Origin of the sequence: Croceicoccus sp. Ery5 (assembly GCF_020985325.1) — a bacterium.
In the GTDB taxonomy this organism is placed as follows: domain Bacteria; phylum Pseudomonadota; class Alphaproteobacteria; order Sphingomonadales; family Sphingomonadaceae; genus Croceicoccus.
This window is the reverse complement of sequence record NZ_CP087587.1, coordinates 3,173,460-3,197,195: the sequence shown is the minus strand read 5'-3', so window position 1 is coordinate 3,197,195 and position 23,736 is coordinate 3,173,460. Positions and strand designations below refer to the sequence as shown.

Here is a 23,736-nt window from a genome sequence, read left to right as displayed (position 1 = left end):
AAATTTGAAGGTTTCCGGTTTATGGTCCCTGCATGTTCAAGGTGACGGCACGAACAATCTTGGAATTGGGATCGGAGCTCATCAGTTCCGATGCGATTGCGTTTTATGAGCTGATCAAGAACGGAATCGATGCCGGTTCAAAGAATGGCGTAGCAATAAAGTTTGATATTGTTCTCGGACGCCGGGATTATCAGGAATCCAAGTCGGAGATCCTTGGCGCGATCGAGGGCGAAATCGATGATGAGATCCCTGACCTGGAGGATCTGAAAGAGGACATCTCGCGCAAGCTCAACACCGAGGCCGAGGCCGCCTGGGATGATGCCAGTGATCTCATTGAGCAAGCCGACACATACCAAGCCTTGCTGGAAGCGCTCGAACAGATCAATGATCTGAACTCAATTACGATCTCGGATACTGGATCGGGCATGTCCTTGAAGGAGCTCGATACAGTCTTCCTCGTGATCGGAACATCATCCAGAAAGAGCGAAATCGATGCCGCCATTGCTGGTGGGAAATCGCGCGCGCCGTTTCTAGGGGAAAAGGGGATCGGCCGCTTATCGGCCATGCGTCTTGGCGATCGCCTTTCTGTTCGAACCACGAGGGCGAACGACGCCCACTTCAATCTCATCGATATCGACTGGGCTGAATTCGATGACGCGTCGAAAATGATCGAGGATATCGACGTCAAACCCAAGAAGGGTAGCAAGAAGGACGATCCCGATTTCAGTGGGACCGACATAAAGATCGGGAAGCTGAACGCCGACTGGAGTGAAAAGCGGGTCGATCGCTTGGCAATTGATGACTTTTCGCTCCTTGTGAATCCCTTAGGCAAGGTTTCCGGTCAGCGCATCGCGGTTTTCTGGAATGGCAAGAGGGTCAATATCCGGCGGCTGGAAAGAAGTTTCTTGTCGCACGCCAATGCTTTGGTCAGCGGCAAGTACCGCCTAGGCAAAGCCGGCCCGGAGCTTGAGCTCAGGATTGAACTTAACAACATCGGCTTCACGCATCCGAAGGAAGTGAGCGTTGAAATCGCCACGGCGGACGTTCTGCATGGCGCGCTTGTTGGTCCGAAGGCAAAACGTCGACGGATGAACAAGCGGGATATCGACTATTCCGCGCTGAATCGAGTGGGGCCGTTCGAATTCGAGCTCTATTGGTTTAACCGATCGATCCTGAGGAAGGGCAAATCGACGGGTGAATACCAGGCCCTACGCAACCTGCTCGATCAGTGGATGGGCGTGCGCCTCTATCGCGACGGCTTCCGGGTCTATCCCTACGGTTCCGAAGACGACGATTGGCTTGAGCTGGACAAGACCGCTCTTGCGTCAAAAGGCTATGCTCTCAACCGGATTCAACTCGTCGGCCAAGTAGAGATCGGTCGGCTGCAAAACCCGCAACTCGTCGATCAAACCAATCGTGAAGGTTTGCGGCAGACGCCTGAAGAGGCGATTTTGAGGGAGACGGTCCAATTTGCGGTGGAGCGTCTCCGCGACGAAATGAACCGCGTCACGAAGGAGCAGAAGGACGCGAAAGAACCCTTCATCGCCGACGAAACCAAAACGGCCGATCTCGAAAAGCGGATGAAAACCGCGATCCAGTCAATTCGTAAGGTCGTTCCCTCCGAACATCGCGAAGTCGTGCAAGAGTTGGAACTGATGCGCGAGGAATTCGCACGATATGCGGCGCAAGCGCGCGAACGCATCGCCGACATGGAAAAGGATGCGGATCAAATGCTCGCCATGGCGGGGATCGGCTTGATGGTGGAAGTTGTCGCGCACGAGCTTACACGATCCGCCGAAGACGCGCTTGACGTTCTCAATAGCCTGAAGCGCAAGTCCGTGCCTGATGAAATTCGCCGCCGGCTTGAAAGCCTCAGGGCGTCAATGACGAGCATCAGCAAACGGCTGCGGATTCTCGATCCTCTCAGCGTGACGGGCCGACAGCGCAAAGAGCGGTTTAACCTGGACGAGCTCGTGACCGAGATCCTAGACGCTCATGAAGCGCAGTTCGAGCGACATCAGATCAAATTGAACGTCTTGCTACCTGAGCGATCGGTGCAGGTGTCTGCAGTCAAAGGCATGGTCGTGCAGGTCTTGGAAAATCTGATCTCCAACTCTGTCTACTGGATGGATGTCGAAAGGCAGCGAAAGATGTCGTTTAGACCGGAGCTGACACTTTCAGTCGAAGACAACCCGCCACGGATCCGGTTCTCTGACAATGGTCCAGGAGTGTCCAAGCAGTACAAGGACCGCATCTTCGATCTCTTCTTCTCTCTCAAGGACAAGAGTCGGCGACGCGGCTTAGGCCTCTATATCGCCCGGGAGGCTGCCGAGCATAACGGCGGAGCACTTATCTTGGATCCAGACGAGTTCAACGACGAAGGTCGCTTCTCAACATTTGATTATCGCGTGGTCGGGGAAGGCACTTGAGCGACAGGCAGCAGGTGCGCGATGCTGGTATTCGCTCTGCAATCATCGTGGATGATGGCTATGACGAAGCTCCACAAGTCGCTGAATTGCGCGGCGAGGGTGCGTGGGACAGCTTGTTTGATGACGCCCAAGGGGCCGCAGCGGAGCGGATTGCGGCAATCTTTCCCGAATATGATCCGGAAAACCGGGAAGAGTTGCGGAACAATCAAGATTTTATCGATGCGCTTTGGCAGGCACGAGACGCCGTCGAAGACTTGCTCGGTGGCCTCTTTGACGACTATGCGCAAAAATTATCAGACAATCGCCCCTTTCTGGACGCGGCCGAAGCTGCCTTAGCTGCTCTTGAGATTCCCTATCGAACTTGCGGGCGGGATTTCGTCGACGCAGCCATTGAAGCCGACCTGATCGTCATCGACTTATTCCTAGGGATCCAACAAGGGGCGGAGGATCGCGAACTAACCGTCGAGCGCCTCAAGCAAGTGCTTGAGCGGCGCGGGGACCGTCCACTCCCATCGATTGTCCTCATGTCGCAGGTTCCAGGCATCAACGAACTGGCGAAGGATTTCCGCCAGGACGTTCAGCTCCATGCATCTGCCTTCCGACATATTAGAAAGAACGATCTGGCCAAGCCTGGGCGCATGGAGGGGCTGATCCTAACCCTCGCGTCCCAACGGTCCGACAGCCAGGCGCTGGCCACCTTCGTGGAGACCTGGGAAAGAAAGGCCATCGAGGCGGTCCGCGCAGCGGCTGGCACGCTCCGCAAAATTGACATTGATGACCTGCAACACATCCGGAGCATGCTGCTCCGCTTTGAGGGACTCAACACGTCCAGCTACATGCTCGACGTCTTTGATCGAGTGCTCCAATATGAGATCGAATCTCACAGTGCGGTGCTGGACGCGGCCATCCCGCTTGATGGGATGGCGGACGATCCTGCGCCGCTGATGATTTCGAACGATCGAGATACATACGCCGTTCTGGAGCAAACCCTCTTCGTCAATCCAAAGCGCCGCGCTCATGCGACCGGTGCCGAGTGGCCGATAGCATTTGGCGACATCCTGGGAACCAAGCCTGGAATTCCTGTGAAGCGTCGCGGCTTCTTTTCGGGCCGCCACGACCTTGTTTTCTTTGTTGCGTCGCCGGAATGTGATCTGATCCGAAAGGACGGATTGACAACGGCATTGCTTGTTACTGGGGCGCTCAAGGAAATTGACATGGCTAAACCCGGGCTTGCGGTGACCGCAAGCACCACTCCGGTACTGGTCTTGCAGGGAGGTCAAAGGTTTCAGATCGACTGGAACTTTGGCGACTTGCGTACGATCAACCTGAAGCAAGCCAAGCGACTGCTCCACCCGGTCAGAGGAGACATGTCGATCGTGGCTAGGCTACGCGAGGGAACAGCCCTAAGTCTACGACAGCAATTGCTATCCAATGTCGGACGCGTCGGAGAACTTGCCCCACTCCCGCGATCTTTGCGCTTTCGAGCCGATCTCCACCTCCCTTTGCAGCAGGGCGGAACCCAACGGATTGCCTTGCCTGAAGGTGTCGGAATCACGGGAAACGTGCTTATCCCGCGTCGAGGACAGTTTGTGGCCGCTATTTTCGATTCCAATTGCGAGGAAGAGGTAACTGCTGCCCTGCTCGCAGTTGATCTCGCGCCCGTGTCAGCGCGCAGCCGCCCAATGTTCGAAACGCTCAAAGAGCAGACCCGCAGCCGACAGATCTTTAGGTCGGGCTTTCAGGGTATCGAGTTGCCCATGAGCGGTCCCAAAGCGGCAGGCTTGCTCAAACTCAATGAAGAACAACCCGAATCGGATGATAAAAAACCGAAGATCGACAAGGTCGCCACGATTGTGAAAGGTGACGACATCGTGGAGCAGCTAGGGGAGAACCTCTCACGAGCGGGTCTCATTGTCCAAATTCAAGTTGATGATGAGGGGTAGACTGTGAATCCCAAGGCCCTATTCTAGAAGCTACATCGCCGTCCGATCGATGCCGAGTTTACGGCGTTCTGGAAGATACCGGCTGAGATGACCACATCATGCCACAGCTAAGCTGGTGCGGAGATCGTCCACCACATCACGTCAACCTTGCCTTTAGCTGTTCTCAAGTAGAGCTCCCACGACTGAGACTGGGGCGAGAAGCTGTCGCGCCGGATCTCATGAACAAACGTCGGCTTCAGTCAGTTTTCAATCTTGAAGCGGACTAACCGGACTGTCCGAACTAGCGGTCATTTCTCCTCGGATGGAATTCGATCCTCCACAACCTCTTGACCAACCCTCCGTCCGCTGGCGAGCCTTCTTCCCAACGCTTCAATGAAAGCATCGTAGCGATCTCCACCTAAGCTGCGTAGCACCGCGCGTTCGCTTTCCGGCGGTGGCGGAGTGGATGTCAGCCAGAAACGAACGAATAGCGCGATCATCTCGACGCTGATGCCAAGATCACGTTCAAGCCGCGCCACCTTACGGTCAAGTCGGTCAATACGCTTTGTCATCGCCGCCTCGCGGCGCTCGTCGCCATCGGGTGACAGAAAGGAAGCTATAGCTGCCTCGGCAATCAGCGAACGCGATTGCCCGCGCCGGTCGGCATAGGCAGCCAGCGCCTGCATAAGTTCCTGGTCGAGATAGACCGAAAGTCGCGCCTTGGTCGTCACAGTTCAATACCGTCATCGGGATCGAGTGACGCCTGCCGCGCTACGATCCGCACCTGACGGCGCACGGTGGCTTGCCGTGCGGTATCGCTATCCGGTTCGGGATCGTCCGGTTCGAACTCGTTGGCTGGCGCGGATTTGGGAGCCGGTGAGATATCGACATGACGTTCCAAATCGGGCTGTCGGCGCAACCCGGCATTTTCGGCCTCGCCATCCTCGCCCGATACGTCATCAAACTTGTCTACCGGTGCCGGTTCAGACACCGGCGGCGCAACGATTGGACTCAGGCCGCTCCAATCATCGAGACACATCTTGCGTGCTGCGCCTCCCATATCCGGCGGTGAAGCAACCCTTTCGGTGAATCGCCGGTCCTTGTAGTAGCGAACCTTCTTCGCCCGAATTGGCGGGATACCGGCGACCATGACGATCTCGTCGTCGGGTGGAAGCTGCATCACCTCGCCCGGCGTAAGGAGTTGTCGGGCGGTTTCCGAGCGCGATACCATCAGGTGCCCGAGCCAGGGCGACAGGCGATGGCCCGCATAGTTTTTCATCGCGCGCATCTCGGTAGCGGTGCCGAGCGCGTCCGAAATGCGCTTGGCGGTACGTTCGTCATTGGTGGCAAACGACACGCGCACATGACAGTTGTCGAGGATCGCGTTGTTCGGCCCATATGCTTTCTCGATCTGGTTGAGGCTCTGGGCGATCAGAAAGCTCTGGATGCCATAGCCCGCCATGAAGGCCAGCGCGCTCTCGAAGAAATCGAGCCGCCCGAGTGCGGGAAACTCGTCGAGCATCAGAAGCAGGCGGTGGCGTGACTGCCGGGCCTGCAAATCCTCGGTCAGCCGCCGTCCGATCTGGTTGAGGATCAGGCGGATGAGCGGCTTGGTGCGCGAGATGTCGCTGGGCGGCACGACCAGATAGAGTGTGATCGGCACATCGCTCTCGACCAGATCCGCTATGCGCCATTCGCAGCTACGCGTCACCTGTGCGACGACGGGATCGCGATAGAGACCCAGGAAAGACATGGCCGTGCTGAGCACACCCGATCGTTCGTTCGCCGACTTATTCAACAGCTCCCGCGCGGCGCTGGCGACGACGGGATGGACACCTGCCTTACCCAGATGCGGCGTGGTCATCATCGCGCGTAGCGTCGACTCGATAGGCTGTCGGGGGTCCGACAGGAACGCGGCGACGCCGGCGAGCGTCTTGTCTTCACCAGCATAGAGAACATGTAGGATTGCGCCGACCAGCAGTGCATGGCTGGTCTTCTCCCAATGGTTGCGCTTTTCAAGGCTGCCTTCCGGATCGACCAGGACGTCAGCGACATTCTGCACGTCGCGCACTTCCCAGGCGCCTTTGCGAATTTCGAGCAGCGGATTGTATGCTGCCGATGCAGCATTGGTCGGATCGAACAGCAATACGCGGCCGTGACGTGCGCGAAAGCCCGCCGTGAGCTGCCAGTTCTCTCCCTTGATATCGTGAACGATCGCGGAGCCAGGCCATGTAAGCAGCGACGGCACAACCAGACCGACGCCCTTGCCGCTGCGGGTCGGAGCGAAGCACAGCACATGCTCGGGTCCGTGATGGCGCAGATAGTCCGATCCGAGACGGCCGAGAACGACACCCTCGTCACGCAACAGCCCGGCGGTCCGAGCTTCTCCCATGGTCGCCCAGCGTGCGGACCCATAGGTCTCAGCGTTTCGCGTTTCCCGAGCGCGCCAGACCGACATACCAATGGCGACGATGACAGCTGTGAATCCGCCCGACACGGCGATGTAAGCTCCTGTCCTGAATATCTCCGGGGCATAAGCGTCGAATGCAAACCACCACCAGAAGAAGGCTGGCGGCGGATAGACGGGCCACTCACCCAAAAAGAACCAAGGCGGTCCCAGTTCCGGCTGAAAGGCCAGTGCTGCTGCCGTCCATTGGGTCGCGCTCCAGATCGCAATCAGCACGATCAGCAAGACGGCGATGACCTGGCCCCACAATATCTTGGTCGCAGACATTAGACCTCCTTCTCGTAAGGAGGAGGTCAGCAAGGCACGGATTCAAGGGATAATCGTGTCCAGCGCAGCGTGGCGAAGAAAGACAGGCAATGGCGGAGTCGGCTTATGCCGCAGGGACGCGAAATGCCGACTCCGCGCTGCACATTTGAACACTTCGAGGGATATCCAGCAATTCCGAATGCAGGACTCTGCGGCGCTTGGTTGCACTGGGGTCCCTAATCGCAGCCTGCTAAAGGCACCCGCTTCACAAGAAAGTCTCGTGCTATAGGAATGCCAAGACTACACTTCCCCCTCACACGAAAAAGCCGATGTCCCGATCCCTTTCCGCACTTATTATTGGCAACAGCAAGTACGCCAAAGCTAGCAAGCTCAAGAATCCGGTCCATGACGCCGAAGACATCGCCGAGCGGCTCGAACGCTGCGGCTTCGATGCCACGACGCTCATCGACGCGACTTACAAGCAGATGGACCGGGCTCTACGCGCATTCAAAGCCGATCTCGCCGACCAAGACGTCGGCCTCTTCTTCTTTGCTGGCCATGGATTCCAGATCGACGGCGACAACTATCTCGCAGCAATCGACACGGTGATTGATGATGAGGTGGAGGCTAAGCATTCTTCGCTGGCACTAAACCGCGTCATCGACCGGATGGAGAAGGCGGGCACCGCGACCAATATCATTATTCTCGATGCCTGCCGCGACAACCCTTTCGAGCGCAACTGGCATCGTGGTGGTGCTCGGGGGCTTGCGCCGGTCTATGCACCGCGCGGCACGATCATCGCGTATGCGACTTCCCCAGGGCAGTTCGCTTCCGATGGCAAGGGGCGCAATGGGGCCTATACCGCCGCTTTGTTGCAGCATATCGATGCTCAGGACTGCTCCATTGAAGCCATGTTCAAGCGCGTCCGCAATAGCTTAAACGTGACGACGGGAGGCAAACAGATTTCATGGGAACACACTTCGCTGGCTGGAGAATTCTATTTTAATCTCGGAATAGCCAAGCGGATCACCGAATACGGGCCAACCGCTTTGAGCGATGAGCTCTACATTCTCGACGAAGCGCGCGCTTCGCATCAAGTGATTAGGAAGCTCAAGTCTCTGACCTGGCCTAAGCAGAACCCGGCCATCTCCGGGCTCAAGGCCGCCCATATTTCGAAGTTCGGCCGCGACGCGCTATTCGTTCTGGGGCGCAACATTTACCAGTCCGCGTGCGGCAATTCGCATTCCGCAATGGAGTTCATTCATGACTTCGTCGCGCGGACTGCAGGTATGCCCGACGCCAAACGCAAGGCTTTGCTCGACGGTATGCTGTTCGAAGTTTTCTTCGACTGCACCGGAAAGGTCCGCGCCGATCCCAAAGCCGGCCGATTCAACGAGCTCTTCGCGCTGCAGAAGCATAAGGAACTTGCCGACAGCTTTGCTTTCATCGCCGGCTGCCTACTTCCCGAAATCCGCCGCTTTCGTGTTCTTCCTGGCAAGGATCAGCCGACGGCGGTCGATGTCACGCTCGATTCCATGGCGGACAATGCCGTTACCAAAATCTTTGTCGGCGGATTGAATGTACTTAGCCCGGAGGATGAGGAGTTCGAGATTGAGAAAGGCGCGAAGATTCCCCGCAGAACCCTTACGCGCGAAGATTTCGAGGATCGGATCGCCTGCCAGCTCCTGATTCCCCGACACCTGCTGACCTTTGCCTATGGTCGACCGGCCAAGGGGATTGCGACCGTGAAGTTTCCTTATGGCTGGAGCTGCTGTCCGCCAGACTAGAAACCCTGAGCTCCCATCACCCGGACAGGCTCAAACGCAGTCGAGCTCATCAGTCCAATCTCGCCTAAAGGGTCGCCACGCTTTCGATTATCGCGTTGAGATTAGGAAATGTACAATTCAAGAAGGTGGCAGAAGCCGAGCACCCTGACGGCCCAGTTCTTGAAGTTTTCACCCTACTCCCCGGCCTCGTCCGAACGACCAGTCCACACCGCCGTCGCTACGCGTGACGCCAGAGATGTGCTTGCCCATCTGCCGGTCAAACGAGGGGTACCAGGGCACGAGTTGGAATCCGAGCCCATTGTCGATCATGGCGAAGCGACCCGAGGCAAGGTTCAGACGCTGCCGCACCGTGCCCATGACGTAATCGCCGGTTTGTGACGGCGTATGCGGCAGGCCGATTTCCGTCGACAGTTTCTCGGCAGCGGCATCCAGTTCCCGCCTCCGGAGTGTATTGAGCAGATTGCGGGCGAAGATGATCCGTCGCCCCTGCCGCCGAGCCAGGCCCTCGTCGGCGAGATGCTCCGCCCGTGCTTCCATCGCGACCCGAACCTCCGCCCCGAAACCGCCCCCGAGATCACGTCCATCGCCCGACAGGTTTCGGCGATCGAGCCAGGTAGCACCGAGCGCGCGAACCTGTGCTTTCAGGTCGAAGTCCGAGCGCACGGCCAGTGCCATCCGCTGTCGGCCTTTGCAATCCTCGAAGTGCCTTAGCTCGACGATTGCGCCGGGCCTGCAATCGCCGGTTGCGGCGATGTCGGGAAGCTGGATATGGTGCGTGCGTCCGTCGATGCCGTCGACGATCGCATAGGCCCTGCCGGTCAGCTCGTCGTGCAACCCACGCTCGATCAGCCTGCCCATTAGAGGCTGCCCAGGTTCGGGTTCAAGCACAAAACTGGCGGCGCCCCGGTCGATGCCCCGCTCCGACATGGCATGGTGCATCCGCTTGATAATGTCGCCGCGCGCCTGCAATTCGCGCAGCGCGGTCTCGGCATTTCCAGACATTGTCCATTGGCCGGGCGCGACCTCGCTGGCGAGGCCGAGCCGTTCGAGTTTGCGCAAGCGGCCGATGCGCAGCGCATGATCGGGGCCAGGCTGTACTCCCCGTTCAGGCGCAGTGTCGATGATGCCGTTGCGGTCGCGCTCTCGCACCAATCGGTAATCCAGCTCGGTCCAGCGTTCGGCATTGACCTGTCGCTCCAGCGACTGGTGGATTTCGAGATCGCTGCGCAGGCCGAGTTCCTGCGTGACGATCTCGCGCGCCTGTGCCCGCATTCCCTCGCGGATGTAGTCGCGCGCAATCACGAGATCACGGCCGTCCTCGCCGACGCCGCGCACGATGACATGGACATGGGGGTTGTCGGTGTTCCAGTGCTCGACCCCGCGCCAGTCGAGACGGGTGCCGAGATCCCGTTCCATCTGCGTCATCAGTTCCCGCGTGAAAGTCTTGAGGTCGCGCATTTGCGCGGCGTCTTCGGGCGAGACGATAAAGCGGAAATGGTGCCGGTCATCCTCGCAGCGCGCGGCAAACTCGCTGCGGTCGAATTCCTCGCCCTCAGTCCCGAATAGCATGCCACGCTCGCCATCACGGGTGACGCCGTCGCGTTGCAGGTAATCGAGATGTGCGCCAAGCGACGAGCGGCCTCCGTGCCGGACCACGCGCGCCTTGATTACGACGTTGCGAGCGCGGCCACCGAGACGATGGGCGGCGCGAATGCTCGCCGCACGCCCGCGTCCGAAGGTCGAAAACCCCACACCTGAAGATCGCGCGCGTCCCGCGCCAAGGCCTCCAGCTCGTTGGGCGGCGGCAAGAGCCTGCGCGATGGCGGGCCGTGCGCGCTGCCCGCCCCGCGTGCGGATGCGGCCTGGCCGGACACGGAAATCGCTGTCGTCGGTCATGTTCGGGCCTGCGATGTGCGGCAAGCCCGCACAAACGGCGGAAAGCGGCACATGCTACACATCGCGCCATCGGGCGCGCACCTCGCGGCGGAACGCCGCAAAGCCTTGTAAAACAAGGCCACGACCGGCTGCAGATGGCTCGGCACATCGCGGCTTTTATCTTGCCATCGATTTTTCTTCGTCAATTCAATGGACTTGTCACTGCTCTGCCGCCCTCCAGCGGGGCGGAGAGCACGCCATTGGGCGCTGTGGGTGGCAACAGCCGTCATTACCCTGAAAGCGATACGAAAAGACCGTTTGCCGGCCGCTCGACAGCACCGGGTAGCGCGGTCGGCGAAGAATCCGAAGCTTCGTCAGTCGCTGCATCCTCCGTATTCGGGATGCCATCTGTCCGTGCGGGAAACAGGCCCGCGCGGCGCCAGGCAAATGGATCGGGCGGTGGCGCCGCAGCAAGCTTCGCGTAGCCGGAATTGCCCGTGACCGCTGTCAACTTCGCGAGATAGGCGCGCGTCTCGCGTGGCAGCGGACGGCCCCGCGAAAGATACTGTTCGTAGCGACCCGGCCCGGCATTGTAGGCGGCGAGCATGGCGGCCGCACTGCCGTAGCGGTCGTGCATCTCGCGCAGATAGGCCGCGCCCGCCATGATATTGTCTTGCGGATCGAACGGGTTCGATCCCAACTGATAGCGCACGCGCAGATTGGCCCAGGTCGCGGGCATGATCTGCATCAGGCCCATTGCGCCAGCGGTCGAAGCAGCGCGCCTGTCGCCATTGCTCTCGACGCGCATGACTGCCCATATCCAGTCTTGGGGAATGCCGAACCGCCGCGCTGCATCGGCCACATGCGCTGCATAAGGATGGGCCGTGGCAATGCCGGGCGCAGGTTCCGCAACGACCGGCGACGAACCGGCCATCTGCAAAGCGATTGCCAAAGTGGTGGCAAATGGCCTGCGTTTCATGGCGCGATTCCCCGCCAGATCAGCGGTCCGTCCGCCGTATCGCGGGTGAGCATCGGCGTCGCGCGGCCCAGCAGTGTCATGGCCGAAAGCGGTCCGAAATAGCGGCCGTCCAGGCTGTCGGACACGGACGGGTTCATGAACAGAAACTCGTCAGGTCGCAGTATTCGGCACCCCTGCCAGACGGGCAGCGGGCGATCTCGGCTGTCGCGATCGAGCGCAACGGCAACGGACTGGCGATCGACGCTCACCATGTTGCCGATGCGGCAAACACGCTGTCCGGCTTTTGCGGCGACATGTTTGAGAAGCGGCACGCCTTGCGGGAGATAGCCGCGCTTGGCCATCCAGCCTGCCCATTGTCGCGGCGGGGTAACGGCTACGAGCGTACCGATCGACGGATCGTCGTCGGCATGTATCCGGTAGAGACCGATCGGCGCGCTCGCGCTGGCGTTCCAGATGACGCGCGGGCGCGGATCGACAAGCGCCACCGCGACAAACAGGACGATTAAGACCGGCGCGGTAACGAGCGTGGCGATGACATAGCCGAAGCGGGTCATCCCTCGATCTCCCGCCGCTTGAGCCAGGCAAGGTGACGTTCCATCGTATAGGGCCGCGGGCTTTGCCCGGCGGCGATACGATTGTGAACGTGACGCCAATGATCTGGTGCGGCTTCGCAGGGATCGACCCCGGCAGCCTCCACACTGTCGATCGCGGACAACACTTCATTGACCTTCGACCAGCCCTCGATGTGAAGCAGAATCTCTCCTCCGGGCCGCACGAAAGGCAAGGTCGTGTAGGCTTCGCCGGGCGCGACCGCGCGCAGCACATCGATGCGCGAACTGATCGTTCCATAGTCGTTCGCCATCCAGCGCACGAACGCGAAGATCGCGCCGGGTTGGAAGCCGACGACGCGGGTCTTGCGCGTGACAATGCGGTCCTGCGCGATCCGACCGAAGCGTATCCAGTGCTCGAACTTCTTCTCGATCCAGGTCAGCTCGACTTCGGTCAGCTGCTTGCGTGTCGAGCCCGATGCGCAGCCTCCGCTCGCACCGCTGGGTGCGCCGTTATTCATTGCCTATCTCCTGTGAGCCCCCGTCGAGCAGACGCCTTGCCGGCGACGGATCTGTCCACAACGGCAAATTGCGTTAGCAAGAATCCGAAGGATTCGATTCTATTAGCACTGTTAGAAGGGGTACGATTCTGCGAGGATTTCTGCGGCCTCGCGGGCCACTCGTGTTCCCGATAGTCCGAGGATCGCGTTCCTGATCGTCCGAGTCCGGGCGTTCCCGATAGTCCGAACCTCATGACCGGTTATCCACAAGGTCAATGCCCATTCGGCGCATGGCGGCATCGAGCGGATCGACAGGGATCGGCGCGAAGTTCAGCCGATCGCGGCCAAGTGCCTTTTCAAGCTTGAGGACGTAACCGGGCAGTGGCTGGCGCGCGACGATCCCGCGCAGTTCGAAAGCGAAGCGACGGAGCGGCGAAAGCACGCCGGACTTTTTGTGGAGGTGCGGAACGTCAAAGCTCCACCCGCCTTCCTGCCTGCCGCCATGCTTGCGCACGATGCGATAGAGCCAACGCTCCAGTCCGCCAGTCAGATCGAAATAGGCCCGGTCGATCGTCAGCACGAGCGCACGGTCGAGCACGCCGGCATAGAACCAGTCCGGCAGGATCAGCTCGATACCGAGCGCACGACCTTGAACATCCGCAAGTTCACGCCATTCGTTGATCCACGAGAAGCGATGACGCCGGCGTTGATGCTCCTGCCGGATCGAGGTGGCGACAGTGGTGGATTGCAGCCGGTCGAGGGCTGCCTTGAGCCGCTCATAGCTTGCCTTGCCGGTGCCCCGCCGGGTGAACGCCAATATCTCGTGCGGCGTCGTCACCATGAGGCGCGAGGTCGGTCTTCCCGCATCACGCGCCTCGATGAGCTGGCTCGCCGCCCAGATCAGCACGTCAGCATCCCAGATGGTCGCCATGCCATGTTCCGGCACGGCCTCGACCGATATCCGGGTCTTACCCATATTGAAGTCGATCGGCGCAATTCGTCTGCTCTTGGCGAGGCTGAAGAACGGCCAGGCCATCAGATCCTGCGCATCGCGCGGTGCGAGATCGCCGGGAACCGAATGGAACAGTTCCAGCTGCGTCCGTTCGGCGCCGGAGCGGCCGGAAGAAGATTGTGCAGCGCGCATGAGTCTCAGCGGCGCACGCAGTCGGTGGGCAGGCGCTTGGCCGGATGGACGACGCCATTGCCCGGATCGGAGGTCGAACGGCGGGTGCCGAGCGCGGCCCAGGCGTCGAGGTCTTCTATGGCATAGACGATACGGCCGCCGAGCTTGCGGAACACCGGCCCGGTTCCATAGCAGCGATGCTTTTCCAGCGTCCGGGCCGAGAGGCCGAGATGGACCGCCGCGTCGGGCGTCTTGAGATAGCGTGGCGTGGTGGCGGCTGCCGGTTCGCTCATGATGATCCTCCAGATGATGGCCGGACCCGAAAAGCGGGACCGGCGGACAGGAGGCGATGATGGCGAGCCGGATGCGTATTGGAGAAGAGACAGAAGTACGGGGGCGGGAAATGTCCCCCTTTCAGCCCCCGCGCAGCAGACGAATATAGCCACCGTCGCGCAGTTCGACGGCGTCCTTTATCCAGCGAGAAATGCGCTTGCGCTCGCGGCTGTCGTTCCAGTCGGCAGCGCTGTAATCGCGCACATCGCAATCGATCAGCGCCGCCGCGAGTTCCCGGCGCGTGGCGCCGGCGCTGCGCCCGTCGAGCACTTGCAACAAGGTGAGCAGGTGGTGCCGTCGAAAATGTGTCGGCCGCAACGGTGGCGGCCCGGCCGCCATGCCAAGCAGGCGGCGGCAGAAGCGCTCGGCGGACGCGATCCGAACCAGAGGATCGGTCCCGAACGGCAGCATCATGGTCAGTGGATGGCCAAACGAACCTAAGACCCAGAGATGCTCGTCACCCTCCTTGTCGGCGAGAATGAAATGGCGGAAATCGCCGATGGTGATGCAGGCGCGAATGTCCCCCAGCGACTTCGGGTCGAGCCGCTCGGCGCCGATGCGGGAGAGCGCCGGAGCGAGAACTATATCGGTCGGCGAAAGATCGGGCCGCGCAACCGCTAGCTTCGGATCGAACGCGGCGGACGGGTCCGTCTGGAAGCTGATCCCCCATCGCAGCACCAAGGCGGCGGTGGCGTCGTCGGATTTGACCGCTCCACGCTTCACCCTGCCGATAGCGCGGCGATATTCGGTACGATAACGGGCGTTGCGACTGAGATAGCCCATCGCAATGTCCGAATATTGCAGCGTCTCGTCCCTGGCTTCGTCCGGGGGCGTGCGCCAGTCCCTCTCAGGCGGCATCGAACCTCTCCCAAGCGTGGCTCTCTTTTGGAGCGCAGCGGAAGATGTTCTCAGCCGAGCAGCTGAGCAGAAGCCCTGTCGATCGCGCGGGCGCATAGCCGTTTCAAGTCAGCGGTCTGGCTACGTTGGCTGCCAGTTTGGCTCCGCAGTCCCATCCCGGCCCTAGGATTCGGGAGGGCGCAGATAATGGCGATAGCCGGTTTCGGTCATCCAGCGCGCACGCGCGAGATGGGAGTCATGCACCAGGCGCGCGCGCTCGGGTTCGGCCTCAGGGTCGATCCCAAATATGATCGCGGCGGCCTCGCGCCAATCGGCATTTTCCGCTGCGGCATCGAGCAACCGCCAATAGGTGTGGTGATGGCGTTCGTCATAGTCGGTGACATGCGCCGCATCGGGCGCGCGGTCTTCGAAAGCGGGTATCGTCATAGCTTCGCTCCGCATTCAGCCATTGTTCTGGCGCGTGGCGTCTCGGGGCACTTACACCATTACGACGCGGAGCAATTGTCCCGCGCCTGCTATAGCGGTCGGAGAAAATGCGGATAAATGCTGGCGCCTTGCATGGCGCTATTCGTTCGGTTCGCTCTGGGCTTCGCTCACGAGAAGCACTCCTTGTCCCCTGTCCGAATCGAGGAAAACGATCCCTGCGCTTTCCAACGCCTTGACCACCTGATGGCGTGTATCGTCACGCACGGACAGGTTGTTTTCCGATTCCAGGCGCTTGAGCGCAGTGAGCGCAACAAGGGCCTTGTCTGCTAGCATCTCCTGTGTCCAACCCAGAAGCGCACGAGCGGCCCGCACTTGGCGGGAAGTGATCATGCACGATCACCTCCACAACCTGCGCGTTGTTCGCTACGCAAACGACTATTATAGTCGCTTTGGGTGAATGGAAATAGTCAAATCGCGAGCCGGGCTATGGCCCGGCGAGCACGCTTATTCGACCGGCCGCGCGGACCTGCCGGGACGCGCGGCCGGGTTGGGGTAGTCCCTGCGATGCGTGAAAACGTAGTTCCGTATCCGTGCAATTGCGGAAAAACGTGGAGCCGGTTGTCCGGCTCCACGGCATTGCGGTCAACCCGTCTTGAGGCGCTGCATGCCTTCGGCCAGCGTCCAGAGCGCCCGGTTGAGTGTTACATTCTGGTCGATGCCGTTGATCGCGCGGGTGGTGCTGCGGCGAATGCGGCCTTCGGCGTTGCGCTTGCGGCCAGACAATCCGCCCCGGATCACGTTTTCCTGAATGACGTTGAACGTGCCCCACAGGCTATTGCCCCGGTCCTCGCGGCGGCGCGGCTCGATGATCTGTTCGGGGGTGAGTGGGCTTTCGTCTTCGCCATAGCGGGCGACAAGGCTGGCTTCTGCGAGCACGCGCTGCTCCTCTTCGCCAAGCTGGATTTCCTTCATGCTTTCGCTGGCATCGATCAAGCGGGGGAAGTCCTCCGCAACGGTGTAAACACCCTTAATGATATCATGCTGGATATTGCCCTTGTGGGGCACGCGGACCTCCTCGAACCGCTCGCCCGCGATCATGGAATTGGTGCAGACGAAGCGCAGCATTCCGGCGAACATCTGGTAAGCGCTGGTCCCGTCATGGCTGTTCACGATGATGACCTCGGCGGCTTCGGGCTTGCCGATGCCTTCATCCCGGCGCAGACGCAGCATGTGCTTGGCGTGGCCGTGACGGCTGCCATCACGGGGGACCGACTGGACGGCGAAGAACGGGAACCAGCCTTCCCGGCGCAGTCCCTCCACAATGTCGATGGTCGGGACATAGACATAGCGCTGCGAACGGCTGTCATGCGCTTCATTGGCGAAGATCGACGGGACGTGGCGATAGAGGGCCTCGTTGTCGAGCGGCTCGCGTCCGCTGATCTGATGGGCATTGCGGCCGAACCGGGTGGCGAGATGGTGGATGCTCATGGGTCTTTCCTTCCACTTGGGTTTCCGCGCAGCGGGAAGCGCCGCGCTGAAACCCTGCCCGTCGGCGAGACCGGGGGTGCAACCGGAGCGGGCGGCTTCGCGGGGAACCGGCTGCACGGAACGCGGCACGCGTGGAGGAAGCTGGGCGGAAGCCGCTCCGAAGGGCGCCGGGGGCAGCGCCCCAAGCATTCGCGCCGCGCACGGCGGCTACGAGGCTAACGTCCCACTGGGCAGATCTGGGCTGGCTGGAACGCGCTAGTGGGCCTCAACAGTGACATGGGCCAATTCGGGGATTGAGCCAAGCCGACCCCGCACATCCTTGAAGCTGGCACTGCCGGTAAAGCTCACAATCGCAGCATGTGCGCCCGGCCCAACACGCCAGACGTGAAGGTCAGTGATCTTTACGTCTCCTCGGGTTTCTAATTCCTCGCGGATTTCGCTTTCCAAGTTAGGATCGGAGCTGTCGAGAAGGACGTTGGCAGTGTCGCGAAGGAGGTTCCACGACCAGATTGCGATAACGACGCCTCCAACGATGCCCATCACCGGATCAAGCCACACCCAACCAAAATAGGCTCCAGCAAGCAGCGCCACGATAGCCAACACCGAAGTCAGCGCATCGGCCAGTACATGCACGAAAGCCGAGCGTAGGTTGTTATCGTGATGTCGTGCCGAATGCTCGTCAGTATGGCCGTCGTGATGATGACCGTGACTATGCGCATGCCCGGAGCGATGCCCAGAATGATCGTGGCCGCCTGACAGCAGGAAAGCGCTGACGATGTTGACCACCAGGCCGCCTACGGCAACCACCGCTGCTTCGCCGAACGCGACGGAGCGTGGGTTAAGCAGGCGGTCGGTCGATTCCACGCCGATCCCGATCGCGAAGAGAGCGAGAACCAATGCAGAGGCGAAACCCGCAAGGTCGCCTACCTTGCCGGTGCCGAAGCTGAAACGCCGATTGTGCGCGTGGCGACGCGCAAAGGCATACGCCGCCGCGGCGACCGCCAGCGCGCCCGCATGTGTCGCCATATGGAAGCCGTCCGCAAGCAGCGCCATCGAATTGAATATGATACCGGCGAATATCTCGCCCACCATCATGATAAAGGTCAATGCCACGACCCAAAGCGTGCGGCGGGCATTTTCGTCGTGCCTGGCACCCAGAAATACATGGTCGTGCGTAAACGGGGCCCTCTCGTCGTGCCGATTCAATTGTAATCCCTCATTTCGAATAGCGACGCACGGCAGTGATCAGTTCTTCTGCACCTGCGGCCCTTTCATCTTCGCTGAGATCAGGCCGGGCGACATGCTCGCGCACATGATCTTCGATCAGTTCATCCATGAGGCCGCCCACCGCTCCCCGCACGCCGGCGACCTGATGAAGTACAACCGCACACCCAGCTTCTCCGGCAATGGCTTTCTCGATAGCGGCCACTTGGCCGGCGATCCTCCGGACTCGGGCGAGAAGCTGATCTTGATTCGAGATTGTGTGCGCCATAGCATACCCCCCTATACTATAATTGAATGAAAAAAAAGCGATCACCGTAAGGATCGGGTTGCGGCACGAATGGATGGAAAGACGCTCCGCCCGTTGGGGCGGAGTGTCGTCGCCCGTCAGCGAGACCAGATGAGGGCGTATTCTCCGGCGGTGTCGGTCTCGGACAGCGTGGCATAGACCGGAGCCGGGAAGCTCGGATCGTCCAGCTTGACCGAGATATAGTCGCGGCCTTCGCGACTGGTCTTCTTCCAGGCGGCGCCGATGTCGAGATCGCCGGTACTGACGCGAAAGTCGGGAGACTTCTCGCCGTCCTTGTCGACGGGGCAGAGAATTGCCTGGGTGTTGAGAGTGAGCGTCCTGATGGTGCCGCCCAGTTCGCCGCTGTCGTTGGCGGTGAAGGTGCCGATGGTAGCCATGTCGTAAGTCCTTTCGTGTTGCTCGGACCGCGCCCATCGCGGCCTCGATGGCGGTTCAAGGGACCGGAGCGATCGACGACGCATCCCAAAGGGACCGCAGCGAAGCGGAGGATGGCGGGAAGCCGCTTTTTTATTTCGCGATGCAAAGCCGACAGGCGGCGGAAAAAAGCTGCGCCCGTCATTGCGGCATAGCAGATCGGGCGAAGCCTTCTCCGGTCAGACCAGCCATGAGAGAGGCCGTGTGGGTGTGGTTCTGACGGCAGGGAACAGAGAATGCAGGTGTGCGATCGGAATCCCTAAGCCACAGATGCAGGTGTTTCGGCACCTGCCGAACAGAACGCTCTCCATACCACACAAGGGCAAATTGAGCGCCTCAGGTGGCCGCGCGTGCCCTACTTCCCGAAAGTCCCCGCAATTCAGACCGCGCCTGCCGGACGATCTGCCAGCCGCCGCTGACACCAAGACTGGCGAGGATCATGGCAACGGCGATATCGGGCCAGGCGGTACCCGTGCCGAACACGCCGAGCGCGGCGGCGACCACGGCCACATTGCCGATCGCGTCATTGCGCGAGCAGATCCATACCGACCTGCGGTTGGCGTCGCCCTCGCGGTGCCGCCACAGCATGATCGCGCAAGCAAGATTGGCGATGAACGCCAGCACGCCGATAATGCCCATCGTCTCAGCTCGGGGAAGTGTGCCTGCAATCGCCATCCATGCGGTGCTGCCGAGAATCCACAGACCGAGCAGGAGCAGCGAGGCGCCCTTGAGCCATGCGGCCCGCGCGCGCCATTGCAGTGCCATGCCGGCAACGCCGAGGCTGATCGCATAGTTGGCGGCATCCCCGAGAAAGTCGAGCGCGTCGGCCTTGAGCGATGCCGAATGCGCCGCAACCCCCGCCACCATCTCGACACCGAACATTCCGGCATTAATGGCAAGCACGATCCACAGCACCCGCCGCCATGCCTTGTCCTCGGTCGGTGCAGTCGTTTCACAACCGCCGCAGCATCCGCCTGCCATATCCGTTACCTCGATTCTTCCGATGCGACCGCCTATATGCACCCTGTAGCAACTACAGGGTCAAGGGCATGGCATTCACGATCGGCGAACTGGGCAAGGCGACGGGCACCAAGGTCGAAACGATCCGCTATTACGAGCGGATCGGATTGCTGGCGAAGCCTGAACGAACTTCGGGCAATTACCGCTCCTATGGGAAGGCGGAACTGGGCCGGCTCTCATTCATTCGCCGGGCACGCGATCTCGGCTTCCCGCTCGACCAGGTGCGGGCGTTGCTGTCACTGTCGGATGATCGGTCACGCGATTGCGCCACGGTCGATGCCTTGGCCCGCGATCACCTTGCCGAGGTCGAGCGCAAGATCGCCGATCTGACTGCGCTTCGTAGCGAGCTGTCGGCATTACTCGACTCCTGCAAGGGCGGCACGGTCGGGGATTGCCGGATCATCGAGGCGCTCGCACCGCCTGCCACTTCAGGAGAGACCCTGTGAACCTCACACCGTTCGCCTATCTCGGCGCAGCCTTGGCCGAGATCGCAGGATGCTTCTCCTTCTGGGCATGGCTGCGGCTCGGCAAGTCACCATTCTGGCTTGTCCCGGGCATGATCTCGCTCGCCTTGTTCGCGTGGTTGCTAACCCTGGTCGACAGCGATGCGGCGGGACGTACCTATGCTGCCTATGGCGGCGTCTATATTGCTGCCTCACTGGGCTGGCTGTGGGCGATTGAAGGGCTGCGCCCCGATCGATGGGATATTACCGGTGCCTCCGTCTGTCTTGTTGGAGCGGCCATTATCCTGCTTGGTCCCCGTTCGATTTGAACTGCCGAGCCGGGTAAATTCTCAGCGGCGTCGATCCGACGCATAACAATACGGCCGCGCCCGATGGGGCGCGGCCGCAATTTTCAGCAGGTGTCAAATGAAGGCCGGGACCGCTCAGGCGGCCCCGGCTTCATGCCGCTATTCGGCGGCGACGGCGTAGAAGTCTTCGCCGTCCTCGGCTTGCGCTTCGGGAGCCTCGGCCTCTGATGGCTGCTCCGCTTCCGTGTCCGGCGTCCGCAGGATCGCAGGCAACCATCCGGTCCCGGCCAGAAGCTGCTCGGCGGACTGCGCCATGTCGGCTTTCTTCATGTCCACGATCCGGCGCGCGGCATCCTCCGATACGCCTTCGGTCACGGCCTCGACGATATGCGCCTTGGTGACACGGCCAAGATAGCTGCCCACGGTGGGCGTCCAGTCCTTCGCCATGTCGAGCGCCAGCGCACTCGCCAGCCTGTCGGCGGTTTGCAGCGACCGGGGCTTGCGATCCCACGGCAGATGCAGCGCATTGACGGTGCAGGCCACACAATGCGCCAGCAGCGCCATCCGGTCCTCATCGTCCAGAGCGAATATGAAGGTCCACAGTTCCGCCACATCACGGGGCATCCGTTCGGCCCATGCCTCATGCGCCGCGTTTGCCTTGGCTGCCAGCGGCGTATCCTCGATCCCGTCCGCATGACTGCCCAGCGGCGTCACGGTCGGACGGACCTCAAGGCAACCGGCCTCGGCAAAGCTGTAGAACAGTTGCGAAGTCAGCGTATGGGTTATAGCGATCAACGCCATGTCGGGCCACTCGCCAAGCGCCACGCGAAGGGCAAGGGTCCGGTGCGCGGACAGGTCGCGGGTCAGAGCATCGGAAATCGGCTTGCCGACTTCGTCGTCTTCGATGTCCTGCTCACCTTCATCGCTATCGTCGGTCTGTTCATCCTCGACAGTATCAGGTGCAGCATCTTCGCTTTCACCTTCGGGCTGCGGATCGGCCAGCACCTCATCCTCGGCACGAACGAAACCGCGCTCGATCCTGACCGTGCCATCATGGTTGAGCACCACGAGCACACCGCCATGCGCGATCAGTTTAGCATCATAGGCATGACGCTTGTCGGAAATCGCATCGATCTCCGCATCCAGCGCCTCGACCTTGGCCGCCACGTCCTCCGGCATTTCGTCATAGGAGTCGAAATTCTCGACAAGCTGGTCATACTGGGCTGACGCCGCTTCCAACCGCTTTTCGTCCTCGTCGGACAGGGCAACGGCTTCGGGATAGAAACGCCGCATGCCGTGGGCATGGGGATAGTCGATATGCGCCTCGACCCATTTCCAGCCCTCGGCCTGCACTTCGGCAGCAACCTCGCGCAGCTTCTCGATAGCCAGCATATCGAGCAAACCCGCATCCTCGAAATAGCCGCCGCCTTCGTCGGCAAACAGGTCGCGGATGATGGTGCCGCCCGCTTCTTCATAAGCTGCCTCGCCCACGAAGATCGCGCGGCGATCATGGCCGGGAACATTGGCGGCGGTCAGATCGCGCCGAATGATCCATGGCTCGCGGTTATGATGCAGGCTCTCGAACACCTGCTCCTGTCGGTCGTGGTCCCCGGTAATGGCAAAGGCCATCAACTGATCCAGCGTCAGCCCATCCTCGCGGTAGACCTGCAACAGCTTCGGAGACACAGCACCAAGGCGCAGCCGCTGCTTCACGACATGGGCGGACACGCCGAACCGCGCGCCGATTTCCTGCGCGCCCCAACCCTTGGTTTCGGAAAGCTCGCGGAACCGCTCGAACTGGTCGGCGGGGTGCATGGGGGTGCGGGTGACATTCTCGTCCAGACTGATCTCGGACGGATCGTTCTCGGTGTCGAGCCAGCAGCGCACCGGGTCGGACTTCTTCATCTTCCTGCGCTTGGCGCACAGCAGCATCGCCTGCCTGCGACCTTCGCCAGCGGTGACGAAATAGAAGCCGGTCGGCGTTCCATCGTCCTTTACTGCGGGTTCCACGACAAGGTTCTGGATCAGCCCCTTGTGCGCGATGGATGCGGCCAGCGCCTCGATGGCGCTTTCCCCGTGCGGCACCTTGCGCGCATTGCGCGGGGACTTCTTGAGCTTGTTCAGGGGCACGAAAATCTCGACGCCAGACACAGGCTCGGCAGCGGTGGTTTCGGTAACAGCGTTCATCACACTTCTCCTTCAACACACACTCACCCCGGAATGGGGTGGGCGGCGAAGGAGCGACCGGCTGGTTCGCTGTCAGAGCCGGGGCGCACCCGGAGGGCTGAAACGAAGAGGAAGTAAGCGCAAAGCGCGTTGCGCCCCGGCGCGGCGAACCTAAAGGGAAGCGTCGCCCACCCCACCGACGGGGAGAGATACAAACAACGCGATCGGGTCGGCGCAGCCCTGGACCGATCTCCGCATCCAGAGGACGACGCGAATTCGCAGATGCGGATTTACGACATGACGTGAAACGTCGCTCGCGTCAGGGATTGAAGCCGCATGGCGGAGACAGGCAACGCTTGGCTCCGGTGCAAACCGAAAGCCCGGCCCAAAGGGCGACGCCGCCGCAATCTTCGCTATTCGACGCCAGAACCAACCTGATTTTGCCGATTTTCTGGAGACAATGTGGAGACAACAGCCCTCGCAACCGGCTTTGTCTCCAGCGAAAGGGAATGCGCCGTGGCGCTAATTCGCTGATTTGTCATGGAAAACTGGAGCGGGCGAAGGGATTCGAACCCTCGACCCCAACCTTGGCAAGGTTGTGCTCTACCCCTGAGCTACGCCCGCTCTGAACGCCTGCAATCGGTGGGTTGAAAGCCCTTCCGATCGGGGTGAGGCGCGCCGTTAGCATGGGGTATGGGGGGCGGCAACAGGAAAATTCACACAAAGCGCATTTCTTTGCAAAAACATGGGCGCGGCTTGGGCGGATGGCGGATTGGGGGTCGGTGAACCCTTGGAAAACGGCGCAAACCTCTCCACATTGACCCGATCACCGGACAATAAACCCGCCCGATGCCGAACAGGCGCACAGCGGCG

General features: G+C 60.8%; 22 protein-coding genes and 1 tRNA gene. 5 read left to right on the top strand and 18 right to left on the bottom strand.

The window, feature by feature from the left end; all coding sequences use genetic code 11:
- Nucleotides 1–32 precede the first annotated feature (32 nt).
- Together LOZ74_RS15275 and LOZ74_RS15270 are read left to right on the top strand one after the other, a co-directional pair.
- Nucleotides 33–2,429 (top strand): sensor histidine kinase, encoded by a 2,397-nt coding sequence (locus tag LOZ74_RS15275; protein ID WP_230291880.1) that lies wholly within the window; start codon nucleotides 33–35, stop codon nucleotides 2,427–2,429.
- Nucleotides 2,426–4,372: a hypothetical protein gene (locus LOZ74_RS15270; RefSeq protein WP_230291879.1), complete on the top strand. Its 1,947-nt coding sequence runs from the start codon at nucleotides 2,426–2,428 to the stop codon at nucleotides 4,370–4,372. Before LOZ74_RS15275 ends, LOZ74_RS15270 begins: the two co-directional genes overlap by 4 nt.
- A gap of 287 nt (nucleotides 4,373–4,659) precedes the next feature.
- Here LOZ74_RS15270 and LOZ74_RS15265 read toward each other — a convergent pair whose 3' ends face one another.
- Together LOZ74_RS15265 and LOZ74_RS15260 are read right to left on the bottom strand one after the other, a co-directional pair.
- Complete coding sequence (locus tag LOZ74_RS15265) at nucleotides 4,660–5,082, bottom strand: ribbon-helix-helix protein, CopG family (RefSeq protein ID WP_230291878.1); 423 nt, start codon at nucleotides 5,080–5,082, stop codon at nucleotides 4,660–4,662.
- Nucleotides 5,079–7,085, bottom strand: a complete 2,007-nt coding sequence (locus tag LOZ74_RS15260) for a conjugal transfer protein TraG (RefSeq protein WP_230291877.1) — start codon at nucleotides 7,083–7,085, stop codon at nucleotides 5,079–5,081. The genes LOZ74_RS15265 and LOZ74_RS15260 overlap by 4 nt, the downstream gene beginning before the upstream one ends.
- A 308-nt stretch (nucleotides 7,086–7,393) precedes the next feature.
- On the opposite strand from LOZ74_RS15260, the gene LOZ74_RS15255 reads away from it, so the two are divergent.
- Nucleotides 7,394–8,851 (top strand): caspase family protein, encoded by a 1,458-nt coding sequence (locus LOZ74_RS15255; RefSeq protein ID WP_230291876.1) that lies wholly within the window; start codon nucleotides 7,394–7,396, stop codon nucleotides 8,849–8,851.
- A 168-nt stretch (nucleotides 8,852–9,019) separates the two neighbouring features.
- Here the strand turns inward: LOZ74_RS15255 and LOZ74_RS15250 are convergent, their stop codons facing one another.
- From LOZ74_RS15250 to LOZ74_RS15185, 14 genes are all read right to left on the bottom strand, one after another.
- Nucleotides 9,020–10,747, bottom strand: a complete 1,728-nt coding sequence (locus tag LOZ74_RS15250; RefSeq protein WP_230291875.1) for a VirD2 family relaxase/mobilization nuclease — start codon at nucleotides 10,745–10,747, stop codon at nucleotides 9,020–9,022.
- Between the two features lie 268 nt (nucleotides 10,748–11,015).
- On the bottom strand, nucleotides 11,016–11,588 hold the full coding sequence (locus tag LOZ74_RS15245) for a lytic transglycosylase domain-containing protein (RefSeq protein WP_370638843.1): 573 nt from the start codon (nucleotides 11,586–11,588) through the stop codon (nucleotides 11,016–11,018).
- 113 nt (nucleotides 11,589–11,701) lie between these two features.
- Nucleotides 11,702–12,259, bottom strand: coding sequence for a S26 family signal peptidase (locus LOZ74_RS15240; protein WP_230291874.1), 558 nt, complete (start codon nucleotides 12,257–12,259; stop codon nucleotides 11,702–11,704).
- Nucleotides 12,256–12,774, bottom strand: a complete 519-nt coding sequence (locus tag LOZ74_RS15235; protein WP_230291873.1) for a DUF2840 domain-containing protein — start codon at nucleotides 12,772–12,774, stop codon at nucleotides 12,256–12,258. The genes LOZ74_RS15240 and LOZ74_RS15235 overlap by 4 nt, the downstream gene beginning before the upstream one ends.
- Nucleotides 12,775–13,003: 229 nt before the next feature.
- Nucleotides 13,004–13,897, bottom strand: coding sequence for a replication initiator protein A (locus LOZ74_RS15230; protein WP_230291872.1), 894 nt, complete (start codon nucleotides 13,895–13,897; stop codon nucleotides 13,004–13,006).
- 5 nt (nucleotides 13,898–13,902) lie between these two features.
- The gene (locus LOZ74_RS15225; RefSeq protein WP_230291871.1) at nucleotides 13,903–14,169 is read right to left on the bottom strand and encodes an AlpA family transcriptional regulator; all 267 of its coding nucleotides are present in this window, start codon (nucleotides 14,167–14,169) and stop codon (nucleotides 13,903–13,905) included.
- A gap of 121 nt (nucleotides 14,170–14,290) precedes the next feature.
- Nucleotides 14,291–15,067, bottom strand: coding sequence for a DUF2285 domain-containing protein (locus LOZ74_RS15220; protein WP_230291870.1), 777 nt, complete (start codon nucleotides 15,065–15,067; stop codon nucleotides 14,291–14,293).
- Between the two features lie 162 nt (nucleotides 15,068–15,229).
- On the bottom strand, nucleotides 15,230–15,493 hold the full coding sequence (locus tag LOZ74_RS15215) for a DNA -binding domain-containing protein (protein WP_046905036.1): 264 nt from the start codon (nucleotides 15,491–15,493) through the stop codon (nucleotides 15,230–15,232).
- Between the two features lie 138 nt (nucleotides 15,494–15,631).
- The gene (locus LOZ74_RS15210) at nucleotides 15,632–15,883 is read right to left on the bottom strand and encodes a helix-turn-helix domain-containing protein (protein WP_119593161.1); all 252 of its coding nucleotides are present in this window, start codon (nucleotides 15,881–15,883) and stop codon (nucleotides 15,632–15,634) included.
- Nucleotides 15,884–16,135: 252 nt separating this feature from the next.
- Nucleotides 16,136–16,981, bottom strand: coding sequence for a DUF932 domain-containing protein (locus tag LOZ74_RS15205; protein WP_230293917.1), 846 nt, complete (start codon nucleotides 16,979–16,981; stop codon nucleotides 16,136–16,138).
- A gap of 255 nt (nucleotides 16,982–17,236) precedes the next feature.
- On the bottom strand, nucleotides 17,237–18,187 hold the full coding sequence (gene dmeF / locus LOZ74_RS15200) for a CDF family Co(II)/Ni(II) efflux transporter DmeF (protein ID WP_230291869.1): 951 nt from the start codon (nucleotides 18,185–18,187) through the stop codon (nucleotides 17,237–17,239).
- Nucleotides 18,188–18,197: 10 nt separating this feature from the next.
- Nucleotides 18,198–18,473, bottom strand: a complete 276-nt coding sequence (locus LOZ74_RS15195; RefSeq protein ID WP_230291868.1) for a metal/formaldehyde-sensitive transcriptional repressor — start codon at nucleotides 18,471–18,473, stop codon at nucleotides 18,198–18,200.
- Nucleotides 18,474–18,589: 116 nt separating this feature from the next.
- Nucleotides 18,590–18,889: a DUF736 domain-containing protein gene (locus tag LOZ74_RS15190; RefSeq protein WP_230291867.1), complete on the bottom strand. Its 300-nt coding sequence runs from the start codon at nucleotides 18,887–18,889 to the stop codon at nucleotides 18,590–18,592.
- Nucleotides 18,890–19,262: 373 nt separating this feature from the next.
- Entirely contained in the window at nucleotides 19,263–19,907 is a 645-nt protein-coding gene (locus tag LOZ74_RS15185) for a cation transporter (RefSeq protein ID WP_046903699.1), read from the bottom strand.
- 68 nt (nucleotides 19,908–19,975) lie between these two features.
- On the opposite strand from LOZ74_RS15185, the gene LOZ74_RS15180 reads away from it, so the two are divergent.
- A complete protein-coding gene (locus LOZ74_RS15180; protein WP_046903700.1) occupies nucleotides 19,976–20,392 on the top strand; it encodes a helix-turn-helix domain-containing protein in 417 nt (138 codons plus the stop codon).
- Nucleotides 20,389–20,718 carry a YnfA family protein gene (locus LOZ74_RS15175; RefSeq protein WP_046903701.1) on the top strand — a complete coding sequence of 110 codons (330 nt, stop codon included), beginning with the start codon at nucleotides 20,389–20,391 and terminating at the stop codon, nucleotides 20,716–20,718. The genes LOZ74_RS15180 and LOZ74_RS15175 overlap by 4 nt, the downstream gene beginning before the upstream one ends.
- Before the next feature lie 138 nt (nucleotides 20,719–20,856).
- Here LOZ74_RS15175 and LOZ74_RS15170 read toward each other — a convergent pair whose 3' ends face one another.
- A complete protein-coding gene (locus LOZ74_RS15170; protein ID WP_046903702.1) occupies nucleotides 20,857–22,884 on the bottom strand; it encodes a ParB/RepB/Spo0J family partition protein in 2,028 nt (675 codons plus the stop codon).
- Between the two features lie 528 nt (nucleotides 22,885–23,412).
- Nucleotides 23,413–23,487: transfer RNA gene (locus LOZ74_RS15165), tRNA-Gly, on the bottom strand.
- Nucleotides 23,488–23,736: the final 249 nt, after the last annotated feature.

Coding starts and splice junctions, on each gene's coding strand:
- LOZ74_RS15195 (WP_230291868.1), bottom strand. CDS start 18,473: ATGGCGCACACAATCTCGAATCAAGATCAGCTTCTCGCCCGAGTCCGG.
- LOZ74_RS15190 (WP_230291867.1), bottom strand. CDS start 18,889: ATGGCTACCATCGGCACCTTCACCGCCAACGACAGCGGCGAACTGGGC.
- LOZ74_RS15235 (WP_230291873.1), bottom strand. CDS start 12,774: ATGAATAACGGCGCACCCAGCGGTGCGAGCGGAGGCTGCGCATCGGGC.
- LOZ74_RS15180 (WP_046903700.1), top strand. CDS start 19,976: ATGGCATTCACGATCGGCGAACTGGGCAAGGCGACGGGCACCAAGGTC.
- LOZ74_RS15205 (WP_230293917.1), bottom strand. CDS start 16,981: ATGAGCATCCACCATCTCGCCACCCGGTTCGGCCGCAATGCCCATCAG.
- LOZ74_RS15240 (WP_230291874.1), bottom strand. CDS start 12,259: ATGACCCGCTTCGGCTATGTCATCGCCACGCTCGTTACCGCGCCGGTC.
- LOZ74_RS15185 (WP_046903699.1), bottom strand. CDS start 19,907: ATGGCAGGCGGATGCTGCGGCGGTTGTGAAACGACTGCACCGACCGAG.
- LOZ74_RS15210 (WP_119593161.1), bottom strand. CDS start 15,883: ATGATCACTTCCCGCCAAGTGCGGGCCGCTCGTGCGCTTCTGGGTTGG.
- LOZ74_RS15170 (WP_046903702.1), bottom strand. CDS start 22,884: ATGAACGCTGTTACCGAAACCACCGCTGCCGAGCCTGTGTCTGGCGTC.
- LOZ74_RS15225 (WP_230291871.1), bottom strand. CDS start 14,169: ATGAGCGAACCGGCAGCCGCCACCACGCCACGCTATCTCAAGACGCCC.
- LOZ74_RS15220 (WP_230291870.1), bottom strand. CDS start 15,067: ATGCCGCCTGAGAGGGACTGGCGCACGCCCCCGGACGAAGCCAGGGAC.
- LOZ74_RS15250 (WP_230291875.1), bottom strand. CDS start 10,747: ATGACCGACGACAGCGATTTCCGTGTCCGGCCAGGCCGCATCCGCACG.
- LOZ74_RS15215 (WP_046905036.1), bottom strand. CDS start 15,493: ATGACGATACCCGCTTTCGAAGACCGCGCGCCCGATGCGGCGCATGTC.
- LOZ74_RS15255 (WP_230291876.1), top strand. CDS start 7,394: ATGTCCCGATCCCTTTCCGCACTTATTATTGGCAACAGCAAGTACGCC.
- LOZ74_RS15260 (WP_230291877.1), bottom strand. CDS start 7,085: ATGTCTGCGACCAAGATATTGTGGGGCCAGGTCATCGCCGTCTTGCTG.
- LOZ74_RS15230 (WP_230291872.1), bottom strand. CDS start 13,897: ATGCGCGCTGCACAATCTTCTTCCGGCCGCTCCGGCGCCGAACGGACG.
- LOZ74_RS15275 (WP_230291880.1), top strand. CDS start 33: ATGTTCAAGGTGACGGCACGAACAATCTTGGAATTGGGATCGGAGCTC.